The 26,632-nt window shown below is 69.8% G+C and carries 21 protein-coding genes and 2 tRNA genes; 20 read left to right on the top strand and 3 right to left on the bottom strand.

Going from position 1 to position 26,632, the window contains the following annotated elements:
- Nucleotides 1-43 precede the first annotated feature (43 nt).
- The 13 genes from ACFWWR_RS05265 (at nt 44) to ACFWWR_RS05205 (ending at nt 15,373) form a co-directional block, all read left to right on the top strand.
- Nucleotides 44-358 carry a pore-forming ESAT-6 family protein gene (locus ACFWWR_RS05265; protein ID WP_384302037.1) on the top strand — a complete coding sequence of 105 codons (315 nt, stop codon included), beginning with the start codon at nt 44-46 and terminating at the stop codon, nt 356-358.
- A gap of 50 nt (nt 359-408) precedes the next feature.
- Complete coding sequence (locus tag ACFWWR_RS05260; RefSeq protein ID WP_383876461.1) at nt 409-795, top strand: DUF6507 family protein; 387 nt, start codon at nt 409-411, stop codon at nt 793-795.
- Nucleotides 792-3,488: an ADP-ribosyltransferase gene (locus ACFWWR_RS05255; RefSeq protein WP_384302035.1), complete on the top strand. Its 2,697-nt coding sequence runs from the start codon at nt 792-794 to the stop codon at nt 3,486-3,488. The genes ACFWWR_RS05260 and ACFWWR_RS05255 overlap by 4 nt, the downstream gene beginning before the upstream one ends.
- A 19-nt stretch (nt 3,489-3,507) precedes the next feature.
- Nucleotides 3,508-3,906 carry a hypothetical protein gene (locus tag ACFWWR_RS05250; protein ID WP_383876456.1) on the top strand — a complete coding sequence of 133 codons (399 nt, stop codon included), beginning with the start codon at nt 3,508-3,510 and terminating at the stop codon, nt 3,904-3,906.
- Between the two features lie 17 nt (nt 3,907-3,923).
- Entirely contained in the window at nt 3,924-4,325 is a 402-nt protein-coding gene (locus ACFWWR_RS05245; protein WP_383876454.1) for a hypothetical protein, read from the top strand.
- On the top strand, nt 4,315-4,719 hold the full coding sequence (locus ACFWWR_RS05240; protein ID WP_384302033.1) for a hypothetical protein: 405 nt from the start codon (nt 4,315-4,317) through the stop codon (nt 4,717-4,719). Before ACFWWR_RS05245 ends, ACFWWR_RS05240 begins: the two co-directional genes overlap by 11 nt.
- 69 nt (nt 4,720-4,788) lie before the next feature.
- Complete coding sequence (locus tag ACFWWR_RS05235) at nt 4,789-6,027, top strand: DUF6508 domain-containing protein (protein ID WP_384302031.1); 1,239 nt, start codon at nt 4,789-4,791, stop codon at nt 6,025-6,027.
- 85 nt (nt 6,028-6,112) lie between these two features.
- Nucleotides 6,113-6,592, top strand: a complete 480-nt coding sequence (locus ACFWWR_RS05230) for an HD domain-containing protein (RefSeq protein ID WP_383876449.1) — start codon at nt 6,113-6,115, stop codon at nt 6,590-6,592.
- A 47-nt stretch (nt 6,593-6,639) separates the two neighbouring features.
- Nucleotides 6,640-6,969: a hypothetical protein gene (locus ACFWWR_RS05225; RefSeq protein WP_384302029.1), complete on the top strand. Its 330-nt coding sequence runs from the start codon at nt 6,640-6,642 to the stop codon at nt 6,967-6,969.
- A gap of 76 nt (nt 6,970-7,045) precedes the next feature.
- Complete coding sequence (gene eccD, locus ACFWWR_RS05220; RefSeq protein ID WP_383876445.1) at nt 7,046-8,401, top strand: type VII secretion integral membrane protein EccD; 1,356 nt, start codon at nt 7,046-7,048, stop codon at nt 8,399-8,401.
- A 79-nt stretch (nt 8,402-8,480) separates the two neighbouring features.
- A complete protein-coding gene (locus ACFWWR_RS05215) occupies nt 8,481-9,911 on the top strand; it encodes a MinD/ParA family protein (RefSeq protein ID WP_384302027.1) in 1,431 nt (476 codons plus the stop codon).
- Nucleotides 9,912-9,963: 52 nt separating this feature from the next.
- Nucleotides 9,964-13,938 (top strand): type VII secretion protein EccCa, encoded by a 3,975-nt coding sequence (gene eccCa, locus ACFWWR_RS05210; protein WP_383876442.1) that lies wholly within the window; start codon nt 9,964-9,966, stop codon nt 13,936-13,938.
- Between the two features lie 4 nt (nt 13,939-13,942).
- Nucleotides 13,943-15,373 (top strand): DUF6177 family protein, encoded by a 1,431-nt coding sequence (locus ACFWWR_RS05205; RefSeq protein ID WP_383876439.1) that lies wholly within the window; start codon nt 13,943-13,945, stop codon nt 15,371-15,373.
- Nucleotides 15,374-15,436: 63 nt separating this feature from the next.
- Here ACFWWR_RS05205 and ACFWWR_RS05200 read toward each other — a convergent pair whose 3' ends face one another.
- On the bottom strand, nt 15,437-16,657 hold the full coding sequence (locus ACFWWR_RS05200; protein ID WP_383876436.1) for an acyltransferase family protein: 1,221 nt from the start codon (nt 16,655-16,657) through the stop codon (nt 15,437-15,439).
- Nucleotides 16,658-17,248: 591 nt separating this feature from the next.
- Between ACFWWR_RS05200 and ACFWWR_RS05195 the strand changes: the two genes are divergently transcribed.
- On the top strand, nt 17,249-17,443 hold the full coding sequence (locus tag ACFWWR_RS05195) for a hypothetical protein (protein WP_030044846.1): 195 nt from the start codon (nt 17,249-17,251) through the stop codon (nt 17,441-17,443).
- Nucleotides 17,444-17,546: 103 nt separating this feature from the next.
- Here ACFWWR_RS05195 and ACFWWR_RS05190 read toward each other — a convergent pair.
- Nucleotides 17,547-17,617, bottom strand: a tRNA-Gly gene (locus ACFWWR_RS05190).
- A gap of 165 nt (nt 17,618-17,782) precedes the next feature.
- On the opposite strand from ACFWWR_RS05190, the gene ACFWWR_RS05185 reads away from it, so the two are divergent.
- From ACFWWR_RS05185 to clpX, 5 genes are all read left to right on the top strand, one after another.
- Nucleotides 17,783-17,859 (top strand) — tRNA-Pro (locus ACFWWR_RS05185).
- A gap of 205 nt (nt 17,860-18,064) precedes the next feature.
- Nucleotides 18,065-19,468 (top strand): trigger factor, encoded by a 1,404-nt coding sequence (tig, locus tag ACFWWR_RS05180; protein ID WP_383876434.1) that lies wholly within the window; start codon nt 18,065-18,067, stop codon nt 19,466-19,468.
- 360 nt (nt 19,469-19,828) lie between these two features.
- Nucleotides 19,829-20,434: an ATP-dependent Clp protease proteolytic subunit gene (locus ACFWWR_RS05175; protein ID WP_217239979.1), complete on the top strand. Its 606-nt coding sequence runs from the start codon at nt 19,829-19,831 to the stop codon at nt 20,432-20,434.
- Nucleotides 20,435-20,484: 50 nt separating this feature from the next.
- A complete protein-coding gene (locus ACFWWR_RS05170; protein ID WP_067432671.1) occupies nt 20,485-21,165 on the top strand; it encodes an ATP-dependent Clp protease proteolytic subunit in 681 nt (226 codons plus the stop codon).
- A 184-nt stretch (nt 21,166-21,349) separates the two neighbouring features.
- The gene (clpX, locus tag ACFWWR_RS05165) at nt 21,350-22,636 is read left to right on the top strand and encodes an ATP-dependent Clp protease ATP-binding subunit ClpX (protein ID WP_384302025.1); all 1,287 of its coding nucleotides are present in this window, start codon (nt 21,350-21,352) and stop codon (nt 22,634-22,636) included.
- A gap of 73 nt (nt 22,637-22,709) precedes the next feature.
- On the opposite strand, the gene ACFWWR_RS05160 is transcribed toward clpX, so the two are convergent.
- Nucleotides 22,710-23,720: a hypothetical protein gene (locus ACFWWR_RS05160; RefSeq protein WP_384302023.1), complete on the bottom strand. Its 1,011-nt coding sequence runs from the start codon at nt 23,718-23,720 to the stop codon at nt 22,710-22,712.
- Nucleotides 23,721-23,855: 135 nt separating this feature from the next.
- Here ACFWWR_RS05160 and ACFWWR_RS05155 point away from each other — a divergent pair, with 135 nt between their 5' ends.
- Nucleotides 23,856-26,480: a valine--tRNA ligase gene (locus ACFWWR_RS05155; protein ID WP_383876426.1), complete on the top strand. Its 2,625-nt coding sequence runs from the start codon at nt 23,856-23,858 to the stop codon at nt 26,478-26,480.
- The last annotated feature ends 152 nt before the right edge of the window (nt 26,481-26,632 follow it).

Raw genomic sequence — 26,632 nt, 5'->3', positions numbered from 1 at the left:
GTTCTGTGCGGGCTGTGTTTCGACTTTCGGGGAGTGGTGTGTGATGGCGGGTTCTGGTGCGGATCGTCGGTCGTACGACACGGGTGCGTCGGCTGATGCTCAGTCGAACATCCAGGTGGTGATCGGTCGTCTGGAAGAGGTGATCGGCAACCGTGACCGTCAGGTGAAGAACGCGATGGCGGACTTCACGGCGGATGGCGTGGCGGACGAGTACCACGGCAAGGAACAGCGGTGGACGAATGCCTCCAACGAGGTGAAGAACATCATCACGCTGCTGAAGTCGACGCTGGAGAAGAACGACGGCACGGCGCAGTCGACGATCCAGCGGGCCAAGGCCGCGGTCGACAACATCGGCTGAGCGACAGCTGTTTCTTCGGTATCGGAAGTTGAGGAAAACGGGGGTTTTCTGTGCCCGGCTGGGATCTGAATCCGCAGGGTATCTCCGGTGTGTTGAAGACGACGGGTGAGACCGCGTCTGACCTGGAGAAGTACGGCAAGGCGTTCGGTGAGCATCTGACGTCTGCGGCGACGAGCGCGGGCACCATTTCCGCCGAGGGCGGCGGCGAGGGCGGTGAGAAGGCCGCGGGTGGCCTGGTCGCCCTGGCGTTGTCGCAGTACGCGGAGCGGGCGTCGAAGGACCTGCAGTACGTCGCGGCCCGGGCGGGCAAGTCGCTGCAGGGCGTGGTGGATGCCACGACCGCGTACCTCAACGGTGATCAGGAGATGGCCTCGGAGGCGCAGCGGAACACGCTGGCCGCGCCGAAGGTCGATCTGCCGGGAGTGGGTAAGCGGTGATCCAGCCGGAGCAGATTCCGCAGTTCACGGGTGATCTGGCACAGCTGGAGACCGACTACGCGGACTTGAAGAAGGACGCCGGTCATGTGCGCAAGACCGGCGAGGAGGTCCACTCCCAGTTCCAGGGCCTCTCGGCGTATTACACGGCTCCGGAGGCGGAGCAGTTGTTCGCGACGACGAAGCCGGTCAAGGACCGCGCGGACACCTTCGGGGACGACCTGGAGACGGTGTCCGGTGCGCTGTCGACGTACGCGACGGAGATCCGTCCCCTGGTCGACAAGCTGAAGGAACTGAAGACCAAGGCCCACACGTTCGTCGACTCCGTCAAGGACGACGACGAGTGGGAGTACGACGGCGACAAGGTCGACGAGCACAACCAGATCCGGGATGACATCACCGCGACGGTGGCGGCGTTCTGGGCGGCCGAGCGCACCTGCCACAACAAGATCACCGCCTTGTGGGGCGGGACGCAGATGGTGGCCGGGGACGGGTCCGACCGCAAGGACCAGTACGGCTTCGCGGCCGACGACCTGAAGAACGCGAAGCTTCCCTGGGGCGACCCGGTGGAGGAGAAGCACCACTGGTACGAGGTCGGCCACTGGGTGAAGTCGTTCGTGTGGGACGGCCTGATCGTGGACGGCGTCTGGGGCACGATCAAGGGCCTCGGCACGCTGGTCGGGTTCGGCGGCTGGGACGCGATGGGCCAGGCGTGGAAGGGTCTGGCGCAGTTGGCGACCGGCCTGACCCTCAGCATGATGCCGGGCGCGCAGCTGGCGTTCTGGGCGCTGCCGGACGACAAACTCCCCTCCTGGATCCGTGATTCGCGCACCGCGATGAAGGAGACCGGCAAGGCGCTGGTGGCGTGGGACGAGTGGGGCAAGAACCCCGGCCGTGCGGCTGGTGCGGTCACCTTCAACGTCCTGACGACCGTCTTCACGGGCGGCGCGGGCGCCGGTGTCGCGGGCGCGGGCAAGGCCGGTGCGGTGGCGAAGGTGCTGTCGGTCGCGGGCAAGGCGGGCAAGGTCATCGACCCGATGACCTACATCGCCAAGGGCGCCGGTGCCGGTCTGTCGAAGATCGGCGACATCACGAAGGGCCTGCGGGGCGTCGGCAACATCGACATCTCCACCCTCCCGGACGGAGCCGTCAACCTGCCCGACGGCCGCCTGATGGACCCCAACGGCAACCTCATCTCGCCCAACGGCGCGATCGACACGACGCCGGTCCACTACGAGCCGAACACCCCGACGGTCCCGCACGGCACCACACCGACACTCCCGGCCCACTGGACGACCCAGGGCGCCCCCACCCCGTCGTACGCCGGAAGCCACGCGGGCACCGACGCGGCCGCACACACGGTCGACAACGCCGGGCACTACAACGCGCCCAACGCCGGCCACTACAACACGCCGACCACGCCCGTGGGCCACACGCCGGGCGGCGCCTTCGACACGACGCCGTCGCCGAGCGCGTACGACCACGCCCCGTCGGGATCGCCATACGGTCAGGCACCGTCGGGATCGCCATACGGTCACGCGCCGTCTGGATCCCCGTACGACCACGCTCCTTCGCCCTCCGCCTACGACCAGGCGCCGGGTACGAACCCGTACGCACAGACGCCGTCGGGATCCCCGTACGGGCACGCACCGTCGCCATCGGCGTACGATCACGCGCCGTCGCCGTCCGCCTACGACCAGACGCCGACCACCACGCCGCACGACGCCCCGACGTCGACGCCGCACACCGGCGGCCACGACGTCCCCGGCACCGGCGGCCACGGCACCCCGGACGCGCCGCACGGCACCGGGCACGACATCCCCGGCGCCGGTCACGCCGACGACGCCTCGCACGGGGCCGGACACGGTGACGACGGTGTCGGTCACCACGCGGACGATGCCGCGCACGCCGGTGACCACGCGGGCGTCGGGGACGCCGCCGCGCACCACGGCACCGATGCTCCGGGGCACCAGGGCGCGGATGTGCCGGGGAGCGGGGCCGGGGAGCCGTTCGAGTACCAGCCCCATGTGTCCGACGCGGAGTGGGACAAGCTCACACCGGCTCAGCAACATCAGGTGGCGTACGCCGAAATCTCCGACGGCACGGTGCCGTTCGCCACGGACGCCGACGCCATCAAGTACGGCCAGACGTATTGGAACGACTACGCCGAGAACATGCCGGAGGTCCGGCGGCAATCGGTCTGGGACTACACCGATGAGCCCAACTACGGCCTTCCGGCACCGCACCCCGACGGCTGGGGCACCTACAAGGAAATGAATGGATACCTGCGAGGCGACGACTCCAAATTGACCCCGTACGTCCAGCACAACATTGACGAGGTCGACGCGGCTCTCGCAGGCCACGCTGTCCCGGAGGACGTCCTGGTGGTCCGCGGTACAGGCATCGGACACCTCGACCTCGACGATCCGCTCGACATGCTGGGCAACACGTACAGGGACAAGGGCTACATGTCCACCTCGCTCGGGAACCATCCCGTGGCCGCGTTCGCAGGGGAGGACGCCCTTCTGCATCTGAGGGTGCCGAAGGGAACTCCGGCTCTCTGGGTGGAGAAGGTGGGCAAGTACGGCATGGGCGAGCGGGAACTCCTTCTCGGGCGCGGTACGGAGTACCGCGTGACCCGCGTGTTCAGGGAGAATGGCCAGATCCAGGTGTACGGCGAAGTTCTGCCCAGGTAGTGGGAGAGGAAGACACCACATGAGCCGGGAACGGCAAGTAGATCCCCGGATTACCGAACCTCTCCAGTTCGAAGAGGTCGCAGGTCCGCCGCGTTATGCCCGAAGCACGGACAAGCCTGTGCAGTACGTCACGGTGGCGAATCCGCAGGGAGCGGTCCTGGGCTACGTATGGGCGAATGACGAGGACGACGCCGCGGGCTGGAAAGCCCGGCAGGCGGGAGGCGACGAGGCCTTCAATCGGGGTGCCCTCTACGTTTCCAAGCTCCGCGATGCCAAGGCCCGCGGGCTGAGTCCGACGGAGGCGCTCGCCGAGCTCATGCGGGATACCGATCCGGCGAACCCGAGCCATGTTGTTCCCGGGTCCTTCAAAGAAGCCTCGGTCCTTGACGTCGTCAAGGACCTGGCCGACAAGGGCTGAGCCGGGATGCCACTTTCATGAGCAGCGAACGACCGATCAACCCGCGCTTCGCCGAGGACGTGCACTTCGACCTCGTGGCGCCGGGTCCGTCGAGGTACCGCACCCGGACCGACAAGCCGGTGCGGTACTTCACAGTGGTCGACAAGGAGGGCGGCGCGGCCCTCGGATATGTGTGGGCGAGTGACGAGGACGACGCCGCCGCGTGGGTGCCACGCAACGCCGCCGGAGGCCGGGCCCTCGCCGAGGGCGGTCATTGGCACGCCCGGCTGCAAGAGGCCAAGGGGCGGGGCATCCTGCCGTCCCAGGCCCTCGCGGAGATGCTGTCCAACCCGGAAGGCAACCGCGGACGGGCCCTGCCCGGCTCCCTCACCGACGCCCCGAACGCCGACGCGGTCAAGTCCCTCGCCAATGGTGAATGACGGACAGCCGGTCAACCCGCGCTTCAACGATGACGTGCACTTCAACCTCGTGTCGGGCCCGCCACGATACAGAAACCACACGGACAAGCCGGTGCGTTACTTCACGGTGGTCGACAAGCAGGATGGCGCCGTCCTCGGTTGGGTGTGGGCCGGCGACGAGGACGACGCCGCCGCGTGGGAACCGCGGCAGGCTGGTGGCCCCCGTGCGGCGAACGAAGGCGGCTTCTGGATCCGTCGGCTGCGTGATGGAAAGCAGCGGGGCCTTCTGCCGTCCCAGGCCCTCGCCGAGTTGTACGGCACCCCGGAGACTGCAGGCAAGGGCCGCCCCCACCCAGGCTCCTTGACCGACGCCCCGAACGCCGACGCGGTCGAGGCCCTTGCCCAGGGCGACTAGCGAACCACTGGTGGGCCCGCGCTTGAACCGAGTATCTGCGGAGGTAACGGCCCCCGAGGCCTGACCAGCATGACCAGTCCCGTGCACTACGTCACCGTCACCGCCCCCGACGGCGAAGTCGTCGGATACGCCTGGGGCGATGCCACCGACGTCGAGTGGATGCACCGGAACGCCAGCAGTCCCGGCGCCTACAAGGCGGGGTTGGGGTGGTACACCAAGGTCCGTGAGGCTCACGATCGTGGTCTCACCCCCCTCGGTGTCCTCGGCCTGCTCAGTCACGAGCCCGGTGTCGGGTCGGTCACCGAGGCGCCCGATGTCGCCGCGCTCGAAGAGCTGGCCCGTGTCGTCACCCCGGCCGACGACCGGCGACTGCTCGCCCAGCTCGACCGTGACGACGCGGAGGCGTGGCAGGAGCTCGCCGACGCCTTCGACGCGCTCACGGACGAGGACCGGGACGTGAAGTGGGGCGGGGGGCACAAGTCGCCGAGCGGTGCCATTCACGTGCCGTTTCCCCTCTACAGCAAGCCGCTCCAGCGTGCTGTCGACGCCCTGCACGGTGTCGGCGCCGTGACACCCGAGCACCGGTGGCGGCACAGCCCGATGCCCCAGGCACCGTCGGAGCGAGGGCTACGGCCCGCCGACGCCGTGCGCGCCGCCACCGCGGTCGTGACCGCGGAGCGGATGAGCGACGGGGAGATCGCGGAGGCCGTGGGGAACGGCCTCCTGGACGCCATAGCCACCTCGCTGCGCGCCTGGTACGCCGACCCGTCCACCGAGGAGCAGCTCCAGGCCGACGCCAAGCCCGGCGACCAGCCCCAGGCCGACGCCCCGCCCGCCGACCAGCGCCAGGCCGGCCCAGGCCCTTCCACCGCCGCGCAGCCTCAACTCCCCGCCTCGCACCCTGAAGCCCCCACCCGACCCATGTGCAGGTTCTGCGGAGGTTCCCCCGCGGCGGACGTCGCCTTCCGTGCTCACCGGGGGCTCGTGATCCTCATGGGGTTCCGGAAGACGGCCGGCCCGATGTGCCTGACCTGCGGGCTGGCCGTGTACCGGGCGCTGACCACCCACACCCTGGCCTGGGGCTGGTGGAGCCCCCTCTCGCTGTTCGTCTTCGGGCCGTTGACGCTGGTAAGGAACCTCCTCGCCGTGCGCAAGGTGAACAGGCTCCCTGCTCCCGGGCCGGGAATGCTCGGCCCGCGCTACGACCCCGGCGTGCCCGTGCACCGGCGGCCGCGTGCGTACATCGCGCTGGTCCCGGTGCTGTGGGTGCTCTTCATGATCGTGTCAGGATTGTCGGGAGGGGCGTGACAGGGCCCGAGAGACGGCCGTACCCCGGCTGTACGCCTGGCGCGTTCATGTCCTATGTTGCGGAAGCCAAGTCAGGGGGATCCGCATGCCGCAGGAGAGGCCGCCCGGGACCGGGGCGGAGATGAGTCTCAGCGAGGTCGAGGCCGTCGCGCGTGCCGCGCACGCCGGGCAGACGGACAAGGCCGGACGGCCTTACGCCGAGCACCTGTCGGCCGTCGCCGAGGGCGTGCGTGCCCGGGGCGGGGGCGAGGAGCTCGTCGCCGCCGCGTGGCTGCACGACGCCGTCGAGGACGGGGTGCTCAGCGAGGACTGGCTCGACGCCGCCGCACTCCCGCAGCGCACCAAGGACGTCGTACGGGCCGTGACCAAGCGGCCGGACGAGGACCCGGAGGCGTACGCGGGCCGGATCCTGGCCACTGAGGGGGCCCGGCTCGTCAAGGCCGCCGATCTCGCGCACAACGCCGACCCGGCCCGCCTCGCCGTGCTCGACGAGCACACCGCCCGGCGGCTCACACAGAAGTACGCCGCCATGCGGCACCGCCTCGGCCTCGCCGCGGGCGACTGAACCCCCACGTTCAACCCCCACGTACACCCCCTACACAGGACGACTGAATGGCACGGGACTACGACAGCCAGCTGCTGGAGTCGGTGGCGGTGCGCCGGCGCCGGATGCGCGACGCGCTGCTGTTCGGCGCGCAGCGCGCCCGGCGGACGGCGGACGAGCGGTTCGGCAAGATGTTCGCGGGTATCGCGATCGCGGCCGTACTGTGCGCCGGATGCATCGGCTGGTCCTTCCTCCAGGCCACGTTGGCCAAGCAGAAGGCCGAACAGGAAAAGCAGCAACAGCAGCAGGGGCAGCTGTACGACCCGACGCCCAGCGCCTCTTCGAGCGGCGCCGACGACAAGGGTGACAACGGCGACAAGGGTGCGGAGAAGCAGTGAACAGGGTGTGGACGGGGGGCGTGACCACATCAGAGCGCGCCCATGCCCGAAACGACGCGATGATAGGTTCCGGTGAGTGGTGAGCACAGCAACTTCATTCCGGACCCAGTTGAGCAGGGTCACTCTGATCGGTGAGCGGCGACGCGCCGACATCGTGCTGCCGTCGGACACTCCGATCGGCCAACTGCTCCCCGACATACTGCAGTTGCTCGACGACCGGGCCGCGTCCCGGCCGACCACCCGTCAGCTGATCACCTCCGACGGCTCCGCGCTGCCGCACGACGCCACGCTGTCGTCGGCGGAGGTCCCCGACGGCGCCGTACTGCGCCTGGTCCGCGCCCACGCCGCACCGCCGGCGCCGGTCGTGCACGACGTCACCGACCAGGTCGCCGACGACCTCGACCTGCGCGGCTGGCGCTGGCGTCCCGCCGTACGCCGTACCGCCGCCGGTGTGGCCACCATCGTGTTCGCCGTGATCGCGGCCCTGCTGGCGCGGCGCGAGTTCGCGCTGGAGTCGGTCGCCACCGGCCTCGCGGCCGTCACCGCGGTGTTCCTGATCGCCGGTGCGGCGACCGCGAAGATCGGCGAGGGCAACCGGGGCCTGGCCACCGCGCTGCTGCTCGCCTCCGGCGGGCTCGGCCTGCTGACCGCGTGGACCGCAGCCGACGCCCACGACTGGTCCGGGACGGCCCGGTTGGCCGGTGTCGCCGCCGCGCTGGTGCTCACACTCGTGCTGCTCGCCTACTGTTCGCCGCTCGGCCGCGGCGGGCTCATCGGGGCCGGGGCGATCGTCGGTGTGGCCGCCGTGTGGGAGGCCGTCGCCCTCGTCCAGGACCGGGCGGACCGGATCGGCGCCGTGATGGCCGTGGTCTCGGTCATTCTGCTCGGGCTGCTGCCGCGGTTCGCGCTGATGGCCTCGGGGCTCACCGCGCTCGACGACAAGCGTTCCTCGGGCACCTCGGTGAGCCGGCACGAGGTCGCCAACGCCCTCGCCGCCACCCACCGCGGACTCGCCCTCGCCACCGTGGTCACCGCCGCGTCGGCCGCCGCGGGCGGCTGGCTGCTGACCACCGCGAAGGAGCCGACCGTCTGGACGGTGACCCTCGCCTCGCTCACCGCCGTCGTCCTGCTGTCCCGGGCGCGGGCCTTCCCGCTGGTCGCCGAGGTCGTGGCGCTGTTCGGGGCGGCGGCGCTGCTCGTCGTACGCCTCGCGGTGCTGTGGCTGGACCACGCGGGAGGTGCCGGCGCGCTCGTCCTGCTTGCCGCGGCGGCACTGCTGCCGCTGCTGGTCCTCGCGGTGGAGCCGCCGGAGCACGTCCGGGTACGGCTGCGGCGGTTCGCCGACCTGATCGAGTCCCTCGGGGTGATCGGGCTCTTCCCGCTCGCCATCGGGGCGTTCGGCATCTACGGGCAACTGCTCAACAAGTTCTGAGACTCGAAGACCAGACGCCGCCGCGCCGTCGCTCCGGGCGGGAGCAGGAGGCGGCGGCGTAGCAGGAGAGAAGGGCGACATGCCGAGCGGGGACAACTGGCAGAGCGACGTGCTGCGCGACCTGAAGGGTGGCGCGGCTCAGCAGCGTGTCCCCCAACCGGGCGCGCAGCCACAGCAGTCGGCGGAGCAGCAGGCGGCGGGACAGCAGGCGGCAGGGCAGCAGGCGCAGCAGGCGGCGGGGCAGCAGCCGGGCGCGCAGAACGTCCCGCCGCAGGGCCCGCCCCCGGCGTACGGCTACCCGCAGCAGGCCGACCCCGCCCAGCCGCAGCAGCCCCAGCCGCAGCAGTCCCAGCCCCAGCCCCAGCCCCAACCGCCGTACGGCTATCCGCAGCAGGCAGCCCCTGCCCAGCCGCAGCAGCCGTACGGCTACCCGCAGCAGGGACACGGCGACCAGGCCGCCGCGTATCCGCAGCAGGGCCACCCCGCCCAGCCGCAGCAACCGCAGCAGGCGTACGCCCAGCCCCAGCAGGCTCAGCCGGCCCAGGCCCCGCCCCAGGCCCCCGCCCCCCGTGCCCGCTCACCCCGCGCCACCCCCGACTCCCGCCCGGTCGTGGACAAGAAGCTCGCCTCCGCCGGTCGCGGGCCGCGTCGCGGGGAGCCGTTCAGCGCCCGCGCCCTGCGTGCCGTACGCCGTACCGTGTCCTCCTCGGCGGCGCGTGAGGTCGCCGAGACCACCGCGACCGCCGAGATACTCCAGCAGCCGGTCACCACCGGCCGGCAGATCGCGGTGACCTCCATCCGCGGCGGCTCAGGCAAGACGACGGTCGCCGCCCTGCTCGGCACCACCTACGCCCACTACCGCCAGGACCCGACCCTCGTCATCGAGGCCGACCCGGCGCTCGGCTCGCTGCCGCTCAGGCTCGGCGCGGAGACCCTGCGCTGGACCACCGGCGACCTCGCCGACGTCGTCCAGCCACAGATGTCGCTCCTCGAAATCACCGGCTACCTGGTCCAACTGCCCGACAACGCCTGGCTGTTGCCCGGCAGTCAGGGGCAGGTCGGGGCCATGCTCGACACCAAGGCGTACGAGCGGGTCATGGTGTCGATGCGCCGCTACTTCGGGGTGACCGTCGTCGACTGCGAGACGATGCCGGCCGAGGTCGCCCGCACCGCGCTCTCCGCCGCCCAGGCCCGCATCCTCACCGTGCCCGCCACGCTCGAGGGCGTCGCCAGCACGCACGCCGTCCTGCAGTGGATGCGTGGCCTGCCCCGGGACATCACCACCTCGACGGTCGTCGTGCTCACCGAGACCGTCCCGCACACCGGCGTCGACGTCGAGAAGGCCGCCGAGCAGCTGAAGTCGACCGGGGCGAGCGTGCGGATCCTGCCGTACGACCGGCATCTGGCGGCCGGCGGCACCATCCGCACCGACCTGCTCGCGCGGGACACCCGGGAGGCCGCCACGCGGCTGGCCGCGGAGGTCTTCCAGCTCTCCCAGAAGAGCCGCTGAACAGCCCCTGCACGAAGGGAACTCGAGGACCACTGAGGACGAGGCAAGGACGATGAGCACCCGACTGATCCACCGGCCGGCCCGCACCACCAGGCCCCCGGCCGCACCCGAGTCGCGCACCATAGAGGCGCCGCCCAACCTGCCCGACGGCAAGACGGGCTCGATCGCGACCTCGCTGCTGCCCGTCGCCGGTGTCATGTCGTCCGTCGTGATGATGACCGTCGTGCGCAACAGCCAGTTCGCCGGGCTGGGCGCGATCATCCTCGTCGTCACCATCGTCGGCTCGATGGTCATGCTCTTCTCCCAGCGCGGCAAGGCCCAGCGCACCCGCCGCACCCAGCGCGAGGCCTACCTCTCGTATCTGGAGGACACGCGGGAGGAGTTGTCCAAGGAGGAGCGGGAGCGGCGCGAGAGCACCGGGGTGCTCAACCCGCCGCCGGACGCGCTGTACGACATCGTGCGCGACCCCGCCCGACTGTGGGAGCGGCGCCGGATGGACGCCGACTTCCTGCGGGTCCGCGTCGGCACCGGCGAGATGCCGGTGCGGGACCTGAGGGTGGGCCAGCCGAGCTCCTCCGTGCTCACCCCGCCCGACCAGTTCATGCTGAACGAGGCGTCCGCGCTGGTGTCCCGCTTCAGCGTCGGCACCGAACTCCCGCTGACCGTCCCGCTCGACCGGGTCGGCAACATCACCGTGATCGGCAGCCGCGAGGACACCCTCCGGGTCGCCCGCGCGCTCATCGTGCAGGCCGCCGCCACCCACGCGCCCGACGACGTGGCCATGGCGCTGGCCGCCTCCGGCGAGCGGATCGCCGACTGGGAGTGGGCCAAGTGGCTGCCGCACCTGCTCGACTCCGAGCAGTTCGACGGCCCCGTCGCCGCCCGCCGCATCGCGCCCTCGCTGCCCCAACTGGCCCGCCAGATCGGCCCCGAGCTGCGCCGCCGCGCCTCCTACGCGGCCGAGGTGCGCCGCGGCCTGTCCGGCAAGGACGCCCTCGCCATGACCTCCCGGCTGCTGGTCGTCGCCGACGGGCACGGGGACGACGCCGTCGACCTGCCGCGTCCCGACGACGCGGTCGGCCTGCGCGACATGAGCGTGACCGTCCTGCATCTGCTGGACCAGCGGATCCAGGAGCCGGGCAGCGTGGGCGTGCGCATCACCGTCGACGGCGAGCAGATCGTCATCGAGGACCTGCGCATGCCGGAGCCGATCAGCGCCCACGGCACCGTCGACGAGATCGGCATCCCCTTCGCCGAGGGCCTCGCCCGGATGCTCGCCCCGCTGAGGCTGTCCGCCGAGTCGATGGTCGACGCCCCGCTCACCGGCCCGGTCGACTTCGCCGAACTGCTCGGCATCGACGACGTGGCCGGCCTCGACCTGAACCGGATGTGGGCGCCGCGCGGCGAACGCGCCTTCCTGCGCGTGCCCATCGGCATCAGCGACTCCCACGAGCCCGTACTGCTCGACCTGAAGGAGTCCTCCGAGCTCGGCATGGGCCCGCACGGCCTGTGCGTCGGCGCCACCGGCTCCGGCAAGTCGGAACTGCTGCGCACCCTCGTCCTCGCCCTGGTCGCCACCCACCCGCCGGAGGACCTCTCCCTGGTCCTCGTCGACTACAAGGGCGGCGCCACCTTCGCCCCCTTCGCGGACCTCCCGCACGTCGCCGGCGTCATCACCAACCTGGAGAACCAGGCCGGCCTGGTCGAACGCGTCCACGCCTCGCTCGCCGGCGAGGTCAAGCGCCGCCAGCAGGTCCTCAAGAACGCGGGCAACGTCGCCGACATCGGCCACTACGCCGCCCTGCGCGCCGAGAAGCGCCCCGACCTGGAGCCGCTGCCGCACCTGTTCGTGGTGATCGACGAGTTCGGTGAACTCCTCACTGCCAAGCCGGACTTCATCGACCTGTTCCTGTCCATCGGCCGCATCGGCCGCTCCATCGGCGTCCACCTGCTGCTGTCCAGCCAGCGCATCGAGGGCGGCAAGCTCAAGGGCCTGGACACCTACCTGTCGTACCGGCTCGGCCTGCGCACCTTCTCCGCCGACGAGTCCCGTACGGTCCTGGACACCACGGACGCCTTCCACCTGCCCCCGCTGCCCGGCTTCGGCTATCTCAAGGTCGACACCAGCCACTACGAGCGGTTCAAGGCCAGCTACGTCTCCGGCGCCTACAGCGGCCCCGTGCAGCGCGACGAGGAGGACACCGGTCCGCTGGCCCTGGAGTACGAGGCGTACAACACCCTCGGCGACGACGGGAACAGCGCGCCCGAGGAGCCGAAGATGCGGCGTCGGGAGACCGGGCCCACCCAACTGGGCGTGCTCATCGACCAGTTGGAGAACTCCGGAGCCCGTTCGGTACGTCAGATCTGGCTGCCTCCGCTGCCCGCCGCAGTCCCCCTCGACAAGGTCGCGGGTCCCGTGGAGGTCGGCGCGCGCGGCATGCAGCTCGCCAAGCGACGCGGCCCCCTCCAGGTGCCGCTCGGCATCATCGACGACCCGACCAAGCAGCAGCAGGGCCAGTGGTACCTGGACCTCACGCTCTCCGGCGGCCACGCCGCGGTCATCGGCGGCCCGCAGTCCGGCAAGACCACCCTGCTGCGTTCCCTGGCCCTCTCGCTGGCCCTGACGCACACCCCGCAGGAAGTCGGCATCTACGGCCTCGACCTGGTCGGCGGCGGTCTGCAGGCCCTGTCCGGACTGCCGCATGTCGGCGGGATCGCCGGCCGCGCCGACCGCGAGCGCGCCGCCCGCACCATCGACTCCGTACGCGCCATGCTCGACCAGCGGGAGGAGCTCTTCCGCATCCACAACATCGACTCGCTGGAACAGCTGCGCACCCGGCGCGCCGCGGGTCAGGTGCCCGAGCTGGCCTCCACCGAGATCGTGCTGCTCATCGACGGCTTCGGCGCCCTGCGCGACGACTTCGAGAACCTCGACGACGCCGTCATCGACATCCTGAAGCGCGGCGGCGGCTACGGCATCCACGTCGTCGCCGGAATGCTGCGCTGGAACGACGTGCGCATCGCCACCCAGTCACAGTTCGGCACCCGCGTCGAGCTGCGCCTGAACGACCCGAGCGAATCCAGCATCGACCGCAAGCTCGCCCAGACCCTCTCCCCGGAGGAGAAGGGCCGCATCCTCACCGACGCCAAGCTCTTCGCCCAGGTCGCCCTGCCCCGCACCGACGGCCTCGCCGACACCGCCGACCTCGGCGCGGTCCTGGAGCGCACCGCCCGCCAGCTCCGCGCCACCTGGACCGGCGAGGTCGCCCAGCCGGTGCGGGTGCTGCCGCACGTCCTGGAGCCCGAGCTGCTGCCCGGCCCGGCGTCCGAGCCGCGCCGCGTCCCGATCGGCCTGGACCAGACACAGCTGGCCCCGGTCCTGCTCGACCTGTTCCAGCACGACCAGCACCTGATGATCATGGGCGACAGCGAGTGCGGCAAGACCAACCTGCTCAAGGTGATCACCCAGGGCCTGATCGAGCGCTACGGCGACGACGAGCTCGTCTTCGGCGTCTTCGACCCGCGCCGCGGCCTGCGGGGCGCCATCCCCGAGGAGTACCGGGGCGGCTACGCCTACAACTCCAAGCTCGCCGCCGGCCTCGCCGCGGGCATCGCCGGGGAGCTGGAGAAGCGGCTGCCCGACGAGAGCGCGGACAGCGAGGACCTGGAGCCGGGCAGCTTCTCCGGCCCGCGGATCGTGATCCTCGTCGACGACTACGACGTCCTCACCACCGCGGGCCAGCAGCCGCTCGCGCCCTTCGTGCCGTACATCCCCTCGGCCGTCGACATCGGCCTGCACTTCATCCTCACCCGCCGCGTCGCGGGCGCCTCCCGCGGTCTGTACGAGCCGATGCTGCAGGGCCTGCGCGAGTCCGGCTCCTCGGCGCTGGTGATGGCGGGCGACCGCAGCGAGGGCCAGCTCTTCCCCGGCGTGTACGCGAGCGCGCAACCGCCCGGCCGCGGGGTGCTGGTCCGCAGGGGCCAGCCGAACCGGCTGATCCAGACCGTCTACACGGGGACCAGGTGAATCCATGACGAAGGACGTCATCACCCTCACGAAGAAGATGCCCGACCCGCTGAGCGTGATCGCCGGGCTCCTCTCCGGCGGACCGGACCGGCTCGTGGGCACCGAGGGAGAGGGCGCGGTGGTGCAGCTCTGCGACGAGCAGGGCCGCCCGCTCGTCTCCGTCGAGGCGCCCCTGCTGGTGCAGGTCAGGGGCGAGGCCGAGCGGCTGCTGGGGGCGAGTGCACCCGAGGTGCCGTACTGGTGGACCGAGGCCCGCGCCACCACCGGCGTCAAGGAGGCCGAGCAGCTCGCCGGCACCTTCGCCGCCCGGCTCGCCACGCTGGTGGGCGGGACCGCCTGGCCGCCCGAGGTCGCCTGGTCGCTGGCCGTGGTCAACACGGACGGGATGAGCGCGGCGCCGGTCCCGGCCGCCGCCCAGCCCGCCGTGGACGTCCTCACCGACAAGGTCGCGGTCATCATCCAGGACCGCCCGGTGGTCGCGATGACCGCCTGGCTCTCGGACGCCTTCCGCGCCGCCGCGAACGCCGAGCTCGGCCTCCAGATCGTCACCCCCGCCGGCACCCGCCTCTCCCCGGCGGTCCGCGGCAGCCTGCCGGGCTGGCCCTCCCGCTGGGTGGTGCAGGACGAGCGGGACGGCTACTACGACGGCCTGTCCGGAGCCGTCCTGGAGTGGAAGAACGGCCTCTTCGTCACGGTCGAGTCCCCGGACGCCACCCGCGAGGACCCGCGCACCCCGATCGCCGCCACCTACCAGGAGAACCCGGCCGCGAAGGGCGACACCGGGGAACGCCAGCTGGCGATCTCCTTCCGCACCGTCCACCCGGCCGACGACCGCCTCGTCCTCGGCGGCGCCCTGGAAGCCGTATGGCGGGAGATCACCGGCGAACCACCGGCCGGCTGGGGCACCGAGGAGCCCGCCAACCTTCCGTGGTCCGTACGGCAGTTGACCGACGTGGCGTACGAGCGCTCGCCCGCGCCGACCTGGCTGGTGGCCGTCGGCACCCCGGAGCGCCCGGGACTCGCGACCGTCCGCATCACCCGGACCAAGGGCGGTGTGGAGGAGGACGTGACCATGGCCTTCGGCTACGGCCCCGGCGAGCAGCTGCCGACGGACGCCGTACAGGCCGCCGCCGAGGCTCTCGCCACCCGGCACGACCTGCAGTCCATGCTGGTCCAGATCCGCCGGGCCCGCCGGGACCTGTCCGTCCCGCCGCACTTCGAGGGCCCCGGCGTGCCGTACGCGTTCGTCCTGGGCGCCGAGGAGGTCCGCCAGATGCCCGGCGACCGGGCCCGCCGCACGCCCCTCGCGGAGTCCCCGCGCGAACTGGGCCCGAGGACCCGCCCCGCGCTGTACTACCCGCTGCCGGGAGATCCGTCGGACCTGTCGGGCTGGCAGGACTTCGAGCGCCTGATGAGACACCTCAAGGGCGAATAGCCCGGTCGGCTCGGGAACGACGGAGCCCCCCACTGCACGGCAGTGGGGGGCTCCGTCGCAGTCTCAGCCGGCCGAGACCTTCTCCTTTTCCCGTACGGGGGGCTTCTCCCGCTGCTCGCGGCCGCGGGCCACTTCGGTGGCGTCCCGCTTGAACGCCCACTCCATCTTCGGCTCCATGGCGAACCGGAAGACGCGGCGCACCGGCGCGGTGCACAGCAGGGTGACGGCGGCGCCCGCGCAGACGCTCACGAAGATCTCGCCGAGCGGCCGGTGCAGCCACGGGTGGTCGAACCAGCCCGCGTAGTCGCCGGCCTTGACCAGGAAGCCGTGCAGCAGATAGCCGAACAGCGTGCCCGCGCCGAGCGAGGTGAACCACATCTTCCGGCCCGGCACCCAGGAGAAGAAGCACGCGGTCAGCAGCAGCGAACAGCCGAACAGGGCGAGGACCATGACCGGCCCGGTCCACCACGGCGCGCCCAACTCCTGTGCGGAGTCACGGTGGTAGAACCACCCGGTGTTCATGCGCGGCACCGACCACCAGCCGACGGCCAGCGCGGCGGCGAACACCGGCACCGACAGGATCCGCACCGAACGCCGGCGCACCAGCCGGAAGTGCTCGGGCTTCATGAGCAGGCCGAGCACGAAGAACGGCAGGAACTGCAGCACCCGCTGCAGGTCGAGGTCGTCACCGATCTCCGGGCTGACCGACGCCAGCATGGCGATGGCGAGCGCCAGCGGCAGCGGCCACCGCACCAGCTTCCAGATCGGCGTGGTCAGCCGCCAGACGAACAACGCGATCAGGAACCAGGTCAGGTACCAGGGGTCCAGCAGGCTGATGGCCTGGTCCGGCGAGTCGCCCGCGTAGCGGTTGAAGAGCGTGTAGGCGGTCTCGAAGAGGACGTACGGCACGACGACGCCGGTGATCAGCCGTTGCAGCCGGTCGGCGCGCATGTCGAAACTGCGCGAGAAGAAGCCGGAGATGATGATGAACGCCGGCATGTGGAAGGCGTACACCACCGTGTACATGCCCTCCAGGATCCGGCTGTCGCCCTTGAGCGGCTCCCAGGAGTGGCCGATCGCCACCAGCACGATCGCCAGGTACTTGGCGTTGTCGAAGAACGCGTCGCGTTGTTTTCCGGGTTTGTCGCCCGAGGGAGCGGGCCGGCCGGCCGACGCGGTTCTGGTGTCGTGCGGCGAGCGCGGACTGGGCACTCCGTCCGTCGGCGGGTGTGCCGGGGGGAGTGGCGCTCGGTTCTGGCCGTGCGGTCGCAGCGAGTTCGTCACAGACCCTCCCACCAGGAACGGGGGGAGACGATCGGGGACCTCGCTGCGCTGGCGGGGGACGAGGCAGCGTGGAACATCTGAGGCACCCTAGCCTTGGCTGTGGGTTTTCGTAAAACCCTCGACGTCATTCCTGGTTAATAGCTGCGGATACCCCCGTTTTCCGGAAGTTGGCATCCTCATCCACGTGATGACCGACACACTGTCCAATGCTCAACCGCATGCGGCATATGGGTCCTCCTTGTCGCGATTCATCCCGACTAATTAGGTCATAAGGCGCCTTTGAGGGGCCGCCCGGCACGGGCGTCGGCGCACCTGTGGGGTCAATTCGAATTAACTGCGAACACGTTGTGTGGACACGGAAACGAACTCGTTGAATTCCCCGTGTGGGTGCCCGGTCGAATTACTGTGCGGGCGGGCCGAGCCGGTCCGCGCGCACGCCCTGCCGTGGGCGGCTCCGCGCATGGAACTGGCCAACGATCCGTCACGCGCCGCATATGCGGCCCCCATTGGTGGCACGATGGTTCTGGCGGGGGTGCGCACGGTCGCGTCCCCGGGCCGGGAGAGCGGACCGACCAAGGGTTGTGATCAGTTGTGGCCATTTCTCTGTCAGTGGTGCTGCTGTTGGCGATCATCCTGGTGGTGTTGATCCGGGGAGGCTCGCTGAAGGCCGGCCCCGCCGTCGTCGCGGTGCTCTTCGGCTTCTTCCTCGCCTCGACCGGGATGGCCGACGACATCCAGCGGTTCCTGAACTCGATAGCGGAGACCATCAACTCGATCCAGTTCTAGGCGCGCCCCGCATGGCCCGCCGCCGCAGACGCCTCGGCCGTCCCCGGACAGCACAAAGACCTCCGGCCCGATCCTCGAAGGACCGGGCCGGAGGCCTGTTCGGAGCGGGCGACGGGAATCGAACCCGCGTAGCTAGTTTGGAAGACTAGGGCTCTACCATTGAGCTACGCCCGCGCAGCGGGCGCCGCAGGTCAGGTGACCGCGGCACTGATGGCATCGTAGCGGGTAGTCCCCCTTCGTCGCACACCGCGTTTCCGTCCACCCGGATGGCGGGCGCGCGCGGGGGGAAATGCGGCGACCCCGCTGCCTGCGGGCATGTAGCCTACGTCTCGCACCAGACGGGGTGTGGCGCAGCTTGGTAGCGCGTCCGCTTTGGGAGCGGAAGGCCGTGGGTTCAAATCCCGCCACCCCGACCACGTACCGGCCGACCCGGTCACTCCACGGTCACCTCGAGTGATCACCTGACGTGATCGCCTTTGGGGCGTGTCGCCGCTGCCGTTACTATGCAAGCTGCACGCCCGTGTGTCTCTCTCCTCTTGGAAGTCCTCCGGGCGGCGAATCCGCCGGAGCCGGTCTGGCTCCGGCAGAAACCAAGAAGTCAGCCCCCAAGGAGACCGAACCGTGAAGAGCGCCGTGGAGACCCTGAACCCGACCCGGGTTCGGCTCAGCATTGAGGTGCCCTTCGAGGAGCTCAAGGACAGCCTCGACGCGGCGTACAAGAAGATCAACCAGCAGGTCACGGTGAAGGGCTTCCGGAAGGGCAAGATCCCGGCGCGCGTCATCGACCAGCGGTTCGGCCGCGGTGCGGTCCTGGAGGAAGCGGTCAACGACGCGCTTCCGAAGTTCTACACCGAGGCGGTCAATGAGGCGGAGATCGACGTCCTCGGCCAGCCCGAGGTCGACATCACCGAGCTGAAGGACGGCGAGACGCTGAACTTCACCGCCGAGGTCGACGTCCGCCCGGCCCTCGAGATCCCGGACTTCTCGGGCATCGAGGTCGAGGTCGACGCCGTCGAGGTCACCGAAGAGGACATCGACAAGTCGGTCGAGCAGCTCCGTGAGCGCTTCGCCTCGACGTCCCCCGTCGAGCGGGCCGCCGAGGACGGCGACGTCGTCACGATCGACCTCGAGGCCAAGGTCGACGGCGAGATCCTCGAGGACGGCGTCGCCAGCGGCGTCTCCTACACCATCGGCTCCGGCGAGCTGCTGGAAGGCATCGACGACGCCGTGACGGGCCTGGAGGCCGGTGGCGAGGCCACCTTCACCTCCGAGCTCAAGGGCGGTTCGGCGGCCGGCAAGGAGGCCGAGGTCACCGTCAAGGTCACCCAGGTCGCCGCCCGTGAACTGCCCGAGCTGGACGACGACTTCGCGCAGCTCGCCTCCGAGTTCGACACCCTCGAGGAGCTCAAGGCCGACAGCCGCAAGCGCCTCGAGAACATGAAGCAGTACGACCAGGCCACGCAGGCCCAGGAGCGCGTCCTGGAGAAGCTGCTCGAGCTGGTCGAGGTCCCGGTCCCCGAGAAGCTGCTCGAGGACGAGATCAACACCCGCAAGCACAACCTCGAGCACCACCAGCTCGGCCAGATGGGCCTCGACCTCGAGAAGTACCTCGAGATCCAGGGCAAGACGGCCGAGGAGTTCGACGCCGAGACCAAGGAAGCCGCGGTCAAGGGCATCAAGACGCAGTTCGTCCTCGACGAGCTCGTCAAGCAGGAGAAGCTCAACGTCAACCAGGAGGAGCTCACCGAGCACCTCATGCGGCGGGCGTCCTCCTCCGGCATGTCCCCCGACCAGTTCGCCCAGGCGGTCGTCGAGGGCGGCCAGGTTCCGCTCCTCGTCGGCGAGGTCGCCCGCGGCAAGGCCCTGGCCGTCGTGGTCGAGAAGGCCACGGTCAAGGACACCAACGGCGAGGTCATCGACCTGGACGACGAGGAGGAGGCCGACGAGGCCACCACCGAGGCGCCCGAGGCGGAGGCCGAGGCCGGCACCGAGCCCGAGGCCGGCACCGAGAAGACCGAGGGCTGACGCCCACAGCGGCGCTGACGCCCGTACGACAGGCCCCGGGGAGCATCACGCCCCCGGGGCCTGTCGTCGTACGGCTGGACATCGCCGCGAGGGGGCGCGGGGAACTGCGCGACCAGCCCCCACACGACCCGCACGCGCCCACCGCCCGATCCGGTCACGGCGATATCGCGGCTCTCCCCGGCGGAGCGGCATGCGCTGACAGCGAACAGTCTCTTCTCCGGGATTCTCCGGAGGGACCAGCGCGTTAGGGTCCATGAATACGAGGGCAGGGGAGTCCCCGAAACGGCTCCAGCCCCGCAGGGAAACGTGAGACGGCCCGGCGCCGTCGTAAGACGAGCAGGTGGATACGTGACGAATCTGATGCCCTCCGCCGCCGGCGACCCCTCCATCGGTGGTGGCCTCGGTGACCAGGTCTACAACCGGCTGCTCGGCGAGCGGATCATCTTCCTCGGCCAGGCGGTCGACGACGACATCGCCAACAAGATCACCGCACAGCTCCTGCTCCTTGCCGCTGACCCCGACAAGGACATCTACCTCTACATCAACAGCCCCGGCGGCTCGATCACGGCCGGCATGGCGATCTACGACACCATGCAGTACATCAAGAACGACGTGGTGACCATCGCCATGGGCCTCGCCGCCTCCATGGGCCAGTTCCTGCTCAGCGCGGGTACCCCCGGCAAGCGCTTCGCGCTGCCGAACGCCGAGATCCTGATCCACCAGCCGTCCGCCGGCCTCGCCGGTTCGGCGTCGGACATCAAGATCCACGCAGAGCGGCTCCTGCACACCAAGAAGCGCATGGCCGAGCTGACGTCCTTCCACACCGGCCAGACCATCGAGCAGATCACCCGCGACTCCGACCGGGACCGCTGGTTCGACGCCGACGAGGCCAGGGACTACGGCCTCATCGACGAGGTCATCACCACGGCCGCCAACATGCCGGGCGGCGGCGGCACCGGGGCCTGAGGCCCCCTGCAAGCCCCCAGCCGACCGCCACAGCCCCTAGGAGAGAGACAGTGAACGACTTCCCCGGCAGCGGCCTGTACGACCGCGCACGCGCCGAGAGCACGGTGCCCGTGGCCGAGTCCCGGTACGTGATCCCGCGCTTCGTGGAGCGCACCTCGCAGGGCATCCGCGAGTACGACCCGTACGCGAAGCTCTTCGAGGAGCGCGTGATCTTCCTCGGCGTGCAGATCGACGACGCCTCCGCCAACGACGTCATGGCGCAGCTGCTGTGCCTGGAGTCGATGGACCCCGACCGGGACATCTCGGTCTACATCAACAGCCCCGGCGGATCCTTCACGGCGCTCACTGCGATCTACGACACGATGCAGTTCGTGAAGCCCGACGTCCAGACGGTCTGCATGGGCCAGGCGGCCTCGGCCGCCGCCATCCTGCTGGCCGCCGGTACGCCGGGCAAGCGCATGGCGCTTCCGAACGCCCGCGTGCTGATCCACCAGCCCTACAGCGAGACCGGCCGCGGCCAGGTCTCCGACCTGGAAATCGCCGCGAACGAGATCCTGCGGATGCGTGCCCAGCTGGAAGACCTGCTGGCCAAGCACTCCACCACGCCGATCGAGAAGATCCGCGAGGACATCGAGCGCGACAAGATCCTCACGGCCGATGACGCCCTGGCGTACGGCCTGATCGACCAGATCATCTCCACCCGGAAGATGAACAACGCGAGCGTGCGCTGACGGCGGACGCTGTATCGTCTGCCGCTCCTTGGCACGGTTCAGGACTGTGCACGACAAAGCGCACGTCAAAGTGAACCGTGCCAAGGGGGGCCCGAACGAGGGGCCCGGCAAGGTACCGTCGGACATAAGGCAGCACCAGGAGCCGCTGGACCTAGGCGTCTCCCAGGCGAAGGGGAAGCACACCGTGGCACGCATCGGTGACGGCGGCGATCTGCTCAAGTGCTCGTTCTGCGGCAAGAGCCAGAAGCAGGTCAAGAAGCTCATCGCAGGGCCCGGTGTCTACATCTGCGACGAGTGCATCGATCTCTGCAACGAGATCATCGAGGAAGAGCTCGCCGAGACCAGCGAGGTCCGCTGGGAGGAACTTCCCAAGCCCCGCGAGATCTACGAGTTCCTCGAGGGGTACGTCGTCGGCCAGGAACCGGCCAAGAAGGCCCTCTCGGTCGCGGTGTACAACCACTACAAGCGGGTCCAGGCCGGCGAGAACGGCGGCGCCCAAGGCCGCGACGACGCCATCGAGTTGGCGAAGTCCAACATCCTCCTGCTGGGCCCCACGGGCTCCGGCAAGACCCTCCTCGCCCAGACGCTCGCCCGCATGCTGAACGTCCCCTTCGCGATCGCCGACGCAACGGCCCTCACCGAGGCGGGGTACGTCGGCGAGGACGTCGAGAACATCCTGCTCAAGCTGATCCAGGCGGCCGACTACGACGTCAAGAAGGCCGAGACGGGGATCATCTACATCGACGAGATCGACAAGGTCGCCCGTAAGAGCGAGAACCCGTCGATCACCCGCGATGTCAGCGGTGAGGGTGTGCAGCAGGCCCTGCTGAAGATCCTGGAGGGCACCACCGCCTCGGTCCCGCCCCAGGGCGGCCGCAAGCACCCCCACCAGGAGTTCATCCAGATCGACACGACGAACGTCCTGTTCATCGTGGGCGGCGCCTTCGCGGGCCTGGAGAAGCTCATCGAGTCCCGGGCCGGCGCCAAGGGCATCGGCTTCGGCGCGACGATCCGCTCCAAGCGGGAGCTGGAGACCAAGGACCAGTTCGAGTCCGTCATGCCCGAGGACCTGGTCAAGTTCGGCATGATCCCCGAGTTCATCGGCCGGCTCCCGGTCATCACCTCGGTCCACAACCTCGACCGCGAGGCCCTCCTCCAGATCCTGGTCGAGCCGCGCAACGCGCTCGTCAAGCAGTACGAGCGCCTCTTCGAACTCGACGGCGTGGAGCTGGACTTCGAGCGTGAGGCCCTGGAGGCCATCGCCGACCAGGCCATCCTGCGTCAGACCGGCGCCCGCGGCCTGCGCGCCATCATGGAGGAAGTCCTCCAGGGCGTGATGTACGAGATCCCGTCCCGCAAGGACGTGGCCCGGGTCGTCATCACGGCGGACGTCGTCCACTCGAACGTGAACCCGACGCTGATCCCGCGGGACGCACGCGGTCGGGGACCGGGCGAGCAGAAGACGGCGTAGCGGCACAGGCGTACGTACACGAAGGGGCCCCGGTCAACAGACCGGGGCCCCTTCGTAGTTGTGTCGTCCGGGGTCAGGCCTTGACGCGGATCTCCTCGCGGATCTTCTTCGTCAGGTCGATCGCGACGTCCTTGGTGGTGCTCTTGGTGTTGTCACCGGGGGAGACCATGGCGACCGTGCTGTAGTCCGACCAGACGCAGAACCAGTCCGTCGACTCCTTCTTGGTCAGGCTGTTGGTGCTCTTCGCCGACTGGCACTTCATCAGCGCCCCGTCGAGGTCGGCCTCCTCGGGCTGGCCGATCAATTCGGCGCCGCTGCCGGAGGAGCTGGAGGAGTCCGTGAACTCCTTCGTGATGGCGGCGAAGTACTTGTCCAGTGCGGCTTCGGGGTCCGCGATCTTGCCGTAACCGCCCACGACGGTGACGCCCTTGGCGACCAGCAGCTCGGACTGGGGCGGCAACGTGGTCGAGTCGTTCGGGTCGTAATTGCTGAAGTCGGCCGTCGAGTACTGCAGGACGACGGCCTTGCCGTCCTTCATGCCGCTCGCCTCGAGGTACTTGGTGGTGTCCGAGTCGTTGACCTCGCCGCCCTTGCCGACCCGCTTGTACTCGCCGGCCACGGTCGCCGGATTGTCCAGCTTGTGCGCGCCGTCGTCCTCCAGGCCGCCCCCGCCTCCGCCGACGACGAAGTACGCCCCCACGCCGATCGCGGCCACTACGGCCACGGCGGCGATGATGATGCCGGTCTTCTTCTTGCCGCCACCGGCAGCCGGTGGCTGCGGCACCCCGTAGGGGGCCTGCCCGTAGGGCGGCTGCTGACCGTACGGCTGCTGCGGCTGCTGGCCGTAGGGAGCCTGCTGTCCGTACGGCTGCTGCTGCGGCGGGACGCCCTGCGGGGGCTGCTGCGGTTGGCCGTAGCCCGGCTGGGCGGGCGGGGCCTGCTGGGGGTAGCCGTAGCCGGGCTGAGCGGGCGGAGCCTGCGGCGGCTGGCCGTAGGGACCCGGCTGGCCGTAGGGTCCCGGCTGGCCGTACGGTCCAGGCTGCTGGGGCTGCCCGCCGTACGGGCCCGGCTGGTTGTGGCTCATTTCTGGGTTCCCCTCCAGATGCTTATGTGTTCCTGACATCCTGGCGTAGCCACAGCGCACGCAGGGCATCGGGGGCCTACCGTTACAGAAGAATCCCGTTTCGGGACTGCCCGGTGACACCCCTAAACTGAGCCCGTGACCGAGAACGCTCAGCAGCAGCCACCAGCGCCCGCCATCGAACTGCCGACCCAGTACGCGCCGGCCGATGTAGAGGGGCCGCTGTACGAGCGCTGGGTGGAGCGGGGTTACTTCGAGGCGGACGCGAAGAGTGACAAGCCTCCGTACACGATCGTCATCCCGCCGCCGAACGTCACGGGCAGCCTGCACCTCGGGCATGCCTTCGAGCACACGCTCATCGACACCCTGACCCGCCGCAAGCGGATGCAGGGCTACGAGACGCTGTGGCAGCCCGGCATGGACCACGCCGGCATCGCCACGCAGAACGTCGTCGAGCGGGAGCTGGGCAAGGAGGGCAAGTCCCGGCACGACCTCGGCCGTGAGGCGTTCGTCGAGCGCGTCTGGCAGTGGAAGGCCGAGTCCGGTGGGCAGATCAGCGGACAGATGCGTCGCCTGGGAGACGGCGTCGCGTGGTCGCGTGAGCGGTTCACCATGGACGAGGGGCTGTCCCAAGCCGTCCAGACCATCTTCAAGCGGCTCTACGACGAAGAGCTGATCTACCGCGCCGAGCGCATCATCAACTGGTGCCCGCGCTGTCTGACCGCCATCTCGGACATCGAGGTGGAATACCAGGACGACGACGGCGAACTCGTCTCCATGAAGTACGGCGACGGGGACGAGACGATCGTCGTCGCCACCACCCGCGCCGAGACGATGCTCGGCGACACGGCGGTCGCCGTCCACCCCGACGACGAGCGGTACAAGCACCTGGTCGGCAAGCTCATCAAGCTGCCGCTGACGGAGCGTTCCATCCCGGTCGTCGCCGACGAGCACGTCGACCCCGAGTTCGGCACGGGTGCTGTCAAGGTCACCCCGGCCCACGACCCGAACGACTTCGAGATCGGACAGCGCCACGACCTGCCCGCCATCGCCGTGATGGACGAGCACGCCGTCATCACCGCCCACGGCCCCTTCCAGGGACTGGACCGCCTCGAGGCCCGTTCCGCGATCGTTGCCGCGCTGCGCGCCGAGGGCCGGATCGTCGCCGAGAAGCGGCCCTACGTCCACAGCGTGGGGCACTGTTCGCGCTGCAAGACGACCATCGAGCCGCGCCTGTCCATGCAGTGGTGGGTCAAGGTCGGCCCGCTGGCGAAGGCGGCCGGTGACGCGGTCCGCGACGGCAAGGTCAAGATCCATCCTCAGGAGATGGAGAAGCGGTACTTCGACTGGGTCGACAACCTCCACGACTGGTGTATTTCACGGCAGTTGTGGTGGGGGCACCGGATTCCGGTCTGGTACGGGCCGAACGGTGAAGTCGTCTGTGTCGGTCCCGACGACGAGGCCCCGAGCGGCGAGGGCTGGCACCAGGACACCGATGTCCTCGACACCTGGTTCTCCTCCGGCCTGTGGCCCTTCTCCACGCTCGGCTGGCCCGAACAGACCGAGAGCCTCGCGAAGTTCTATCCGAACTCCGTCCTGGTCACCGGCTACGACATCCTCTTCTTCTGGGTCGCCCGGATGATGATGTTCGGTCTGTACGCGATGGACGGCACCCCGCCGTTCCACACCATCGCCCTGCACGGCATGGTCCGTGACCAGAACGGCAAGAAGATGTCGAAGTCCTTCGGCAATGTCGTCAACCCGCTGGACTGGATGGACAAGTACGGCAGCGATGCCCTCCGGTTCACGCTGGCCCGTGGCGCGAACCCGGGTGTCGACGTCCCCATCGGCGAGGACTGGGTCCAGGGCTCCCGCAACTTCGCCAACAAGATCTGGAACGCGACGCGCTTCGCGCTGATGAACGGCGCGACGGTGGAAGGTCCGTTGCCGGAGCCTTCGGCGATGTCGGCGACCGATCGGTGGATCCTGTCCCGGCTCAACTCCGTTGTCGCCGAAGTCGACGCGTTCTACGAGGACTACCAGTTCGCGAAGCTCTCCGACGCACTGTTCCACTTCGCGTGGGACGAGGTGTTCGACTGGTACGTCGAGCTGTCGAAGACCACGTTCCAGGCGGGCGGTGAGGCGGCCGAGGTCTCCAAGCGCGTCCTCGGTGAGGTCCTGGACGTCACGCTGAAGCTGCTGCACCCGGTCGTCCCCTTCGTCACGGAGACGCTGTGGACCACGCTGACCGGTGGCGAGTCCCTCGTCATCGCCGAGTGGCCCGCGGACAGCGGCTTCCGTGACGCGGGTGCCGAGAAGGAGATCGAGACGCTCCAGCAGGTCATCACCGAGGTCCGCCGGTTCCGTGCCGACCAGGGCCTGCAGCCCGGTCAGCGTGTCCCGGCCCGCCTGTCCCTCGACGGCACGGCGCTCGCCCCGCACGAGGCGGCCATCCGTCAGCTGCTGCGGCTCCAGCCGGAAGGCGACGCCTTCACCGCTACGGCGACCCTGCCGGTCGGCGGTGCCGAGGTGGCGCTCGACCTGTCCGGCACGATCGATGTGGCGGCCGAGCGGAAGCGGCTGGCCAAGGACCTCGCCGCCGCGGAGAAGGAGAAGGCGCAGGCGAACGCGAAGCTCGGCAACGAGGCGTTCCTGGCGAAGGCTCCGGACCACGTGGTGGAGAAGATCCGGACGCGGTTGTCGAAGGCGGACGAGGACATCGCGCGGATCGCTGCGCAGCTGGACCGGTTGCCGGAGGCGTAGTCGGTTCGCGTACGCGTCGGTGAAGGCCCCCGGAACTGTCAGGTTCCGGGGGCCTTCGGTCGCTGTGGGGCGGGTCGCGCTGCCCGGCGCTGACGGGGTGCCGCCGCGCCCACCCGTGCCGCCCCAGCGGCACGACTGCCCGCAGCTGCGCG

The sequence above is a fragment of the Streptomyces sp. NPDC058678 genome (genome assembly GCF_042714835.1).
Classification (GTDB): Bacteria; Actinomycetota; Actinomycetes; order Streptomycetales; family Streptomycetaceae; genus Streptomyces.
This window is presented reverse-complemented; position numbering and strand designations above follow the sequence as displayed.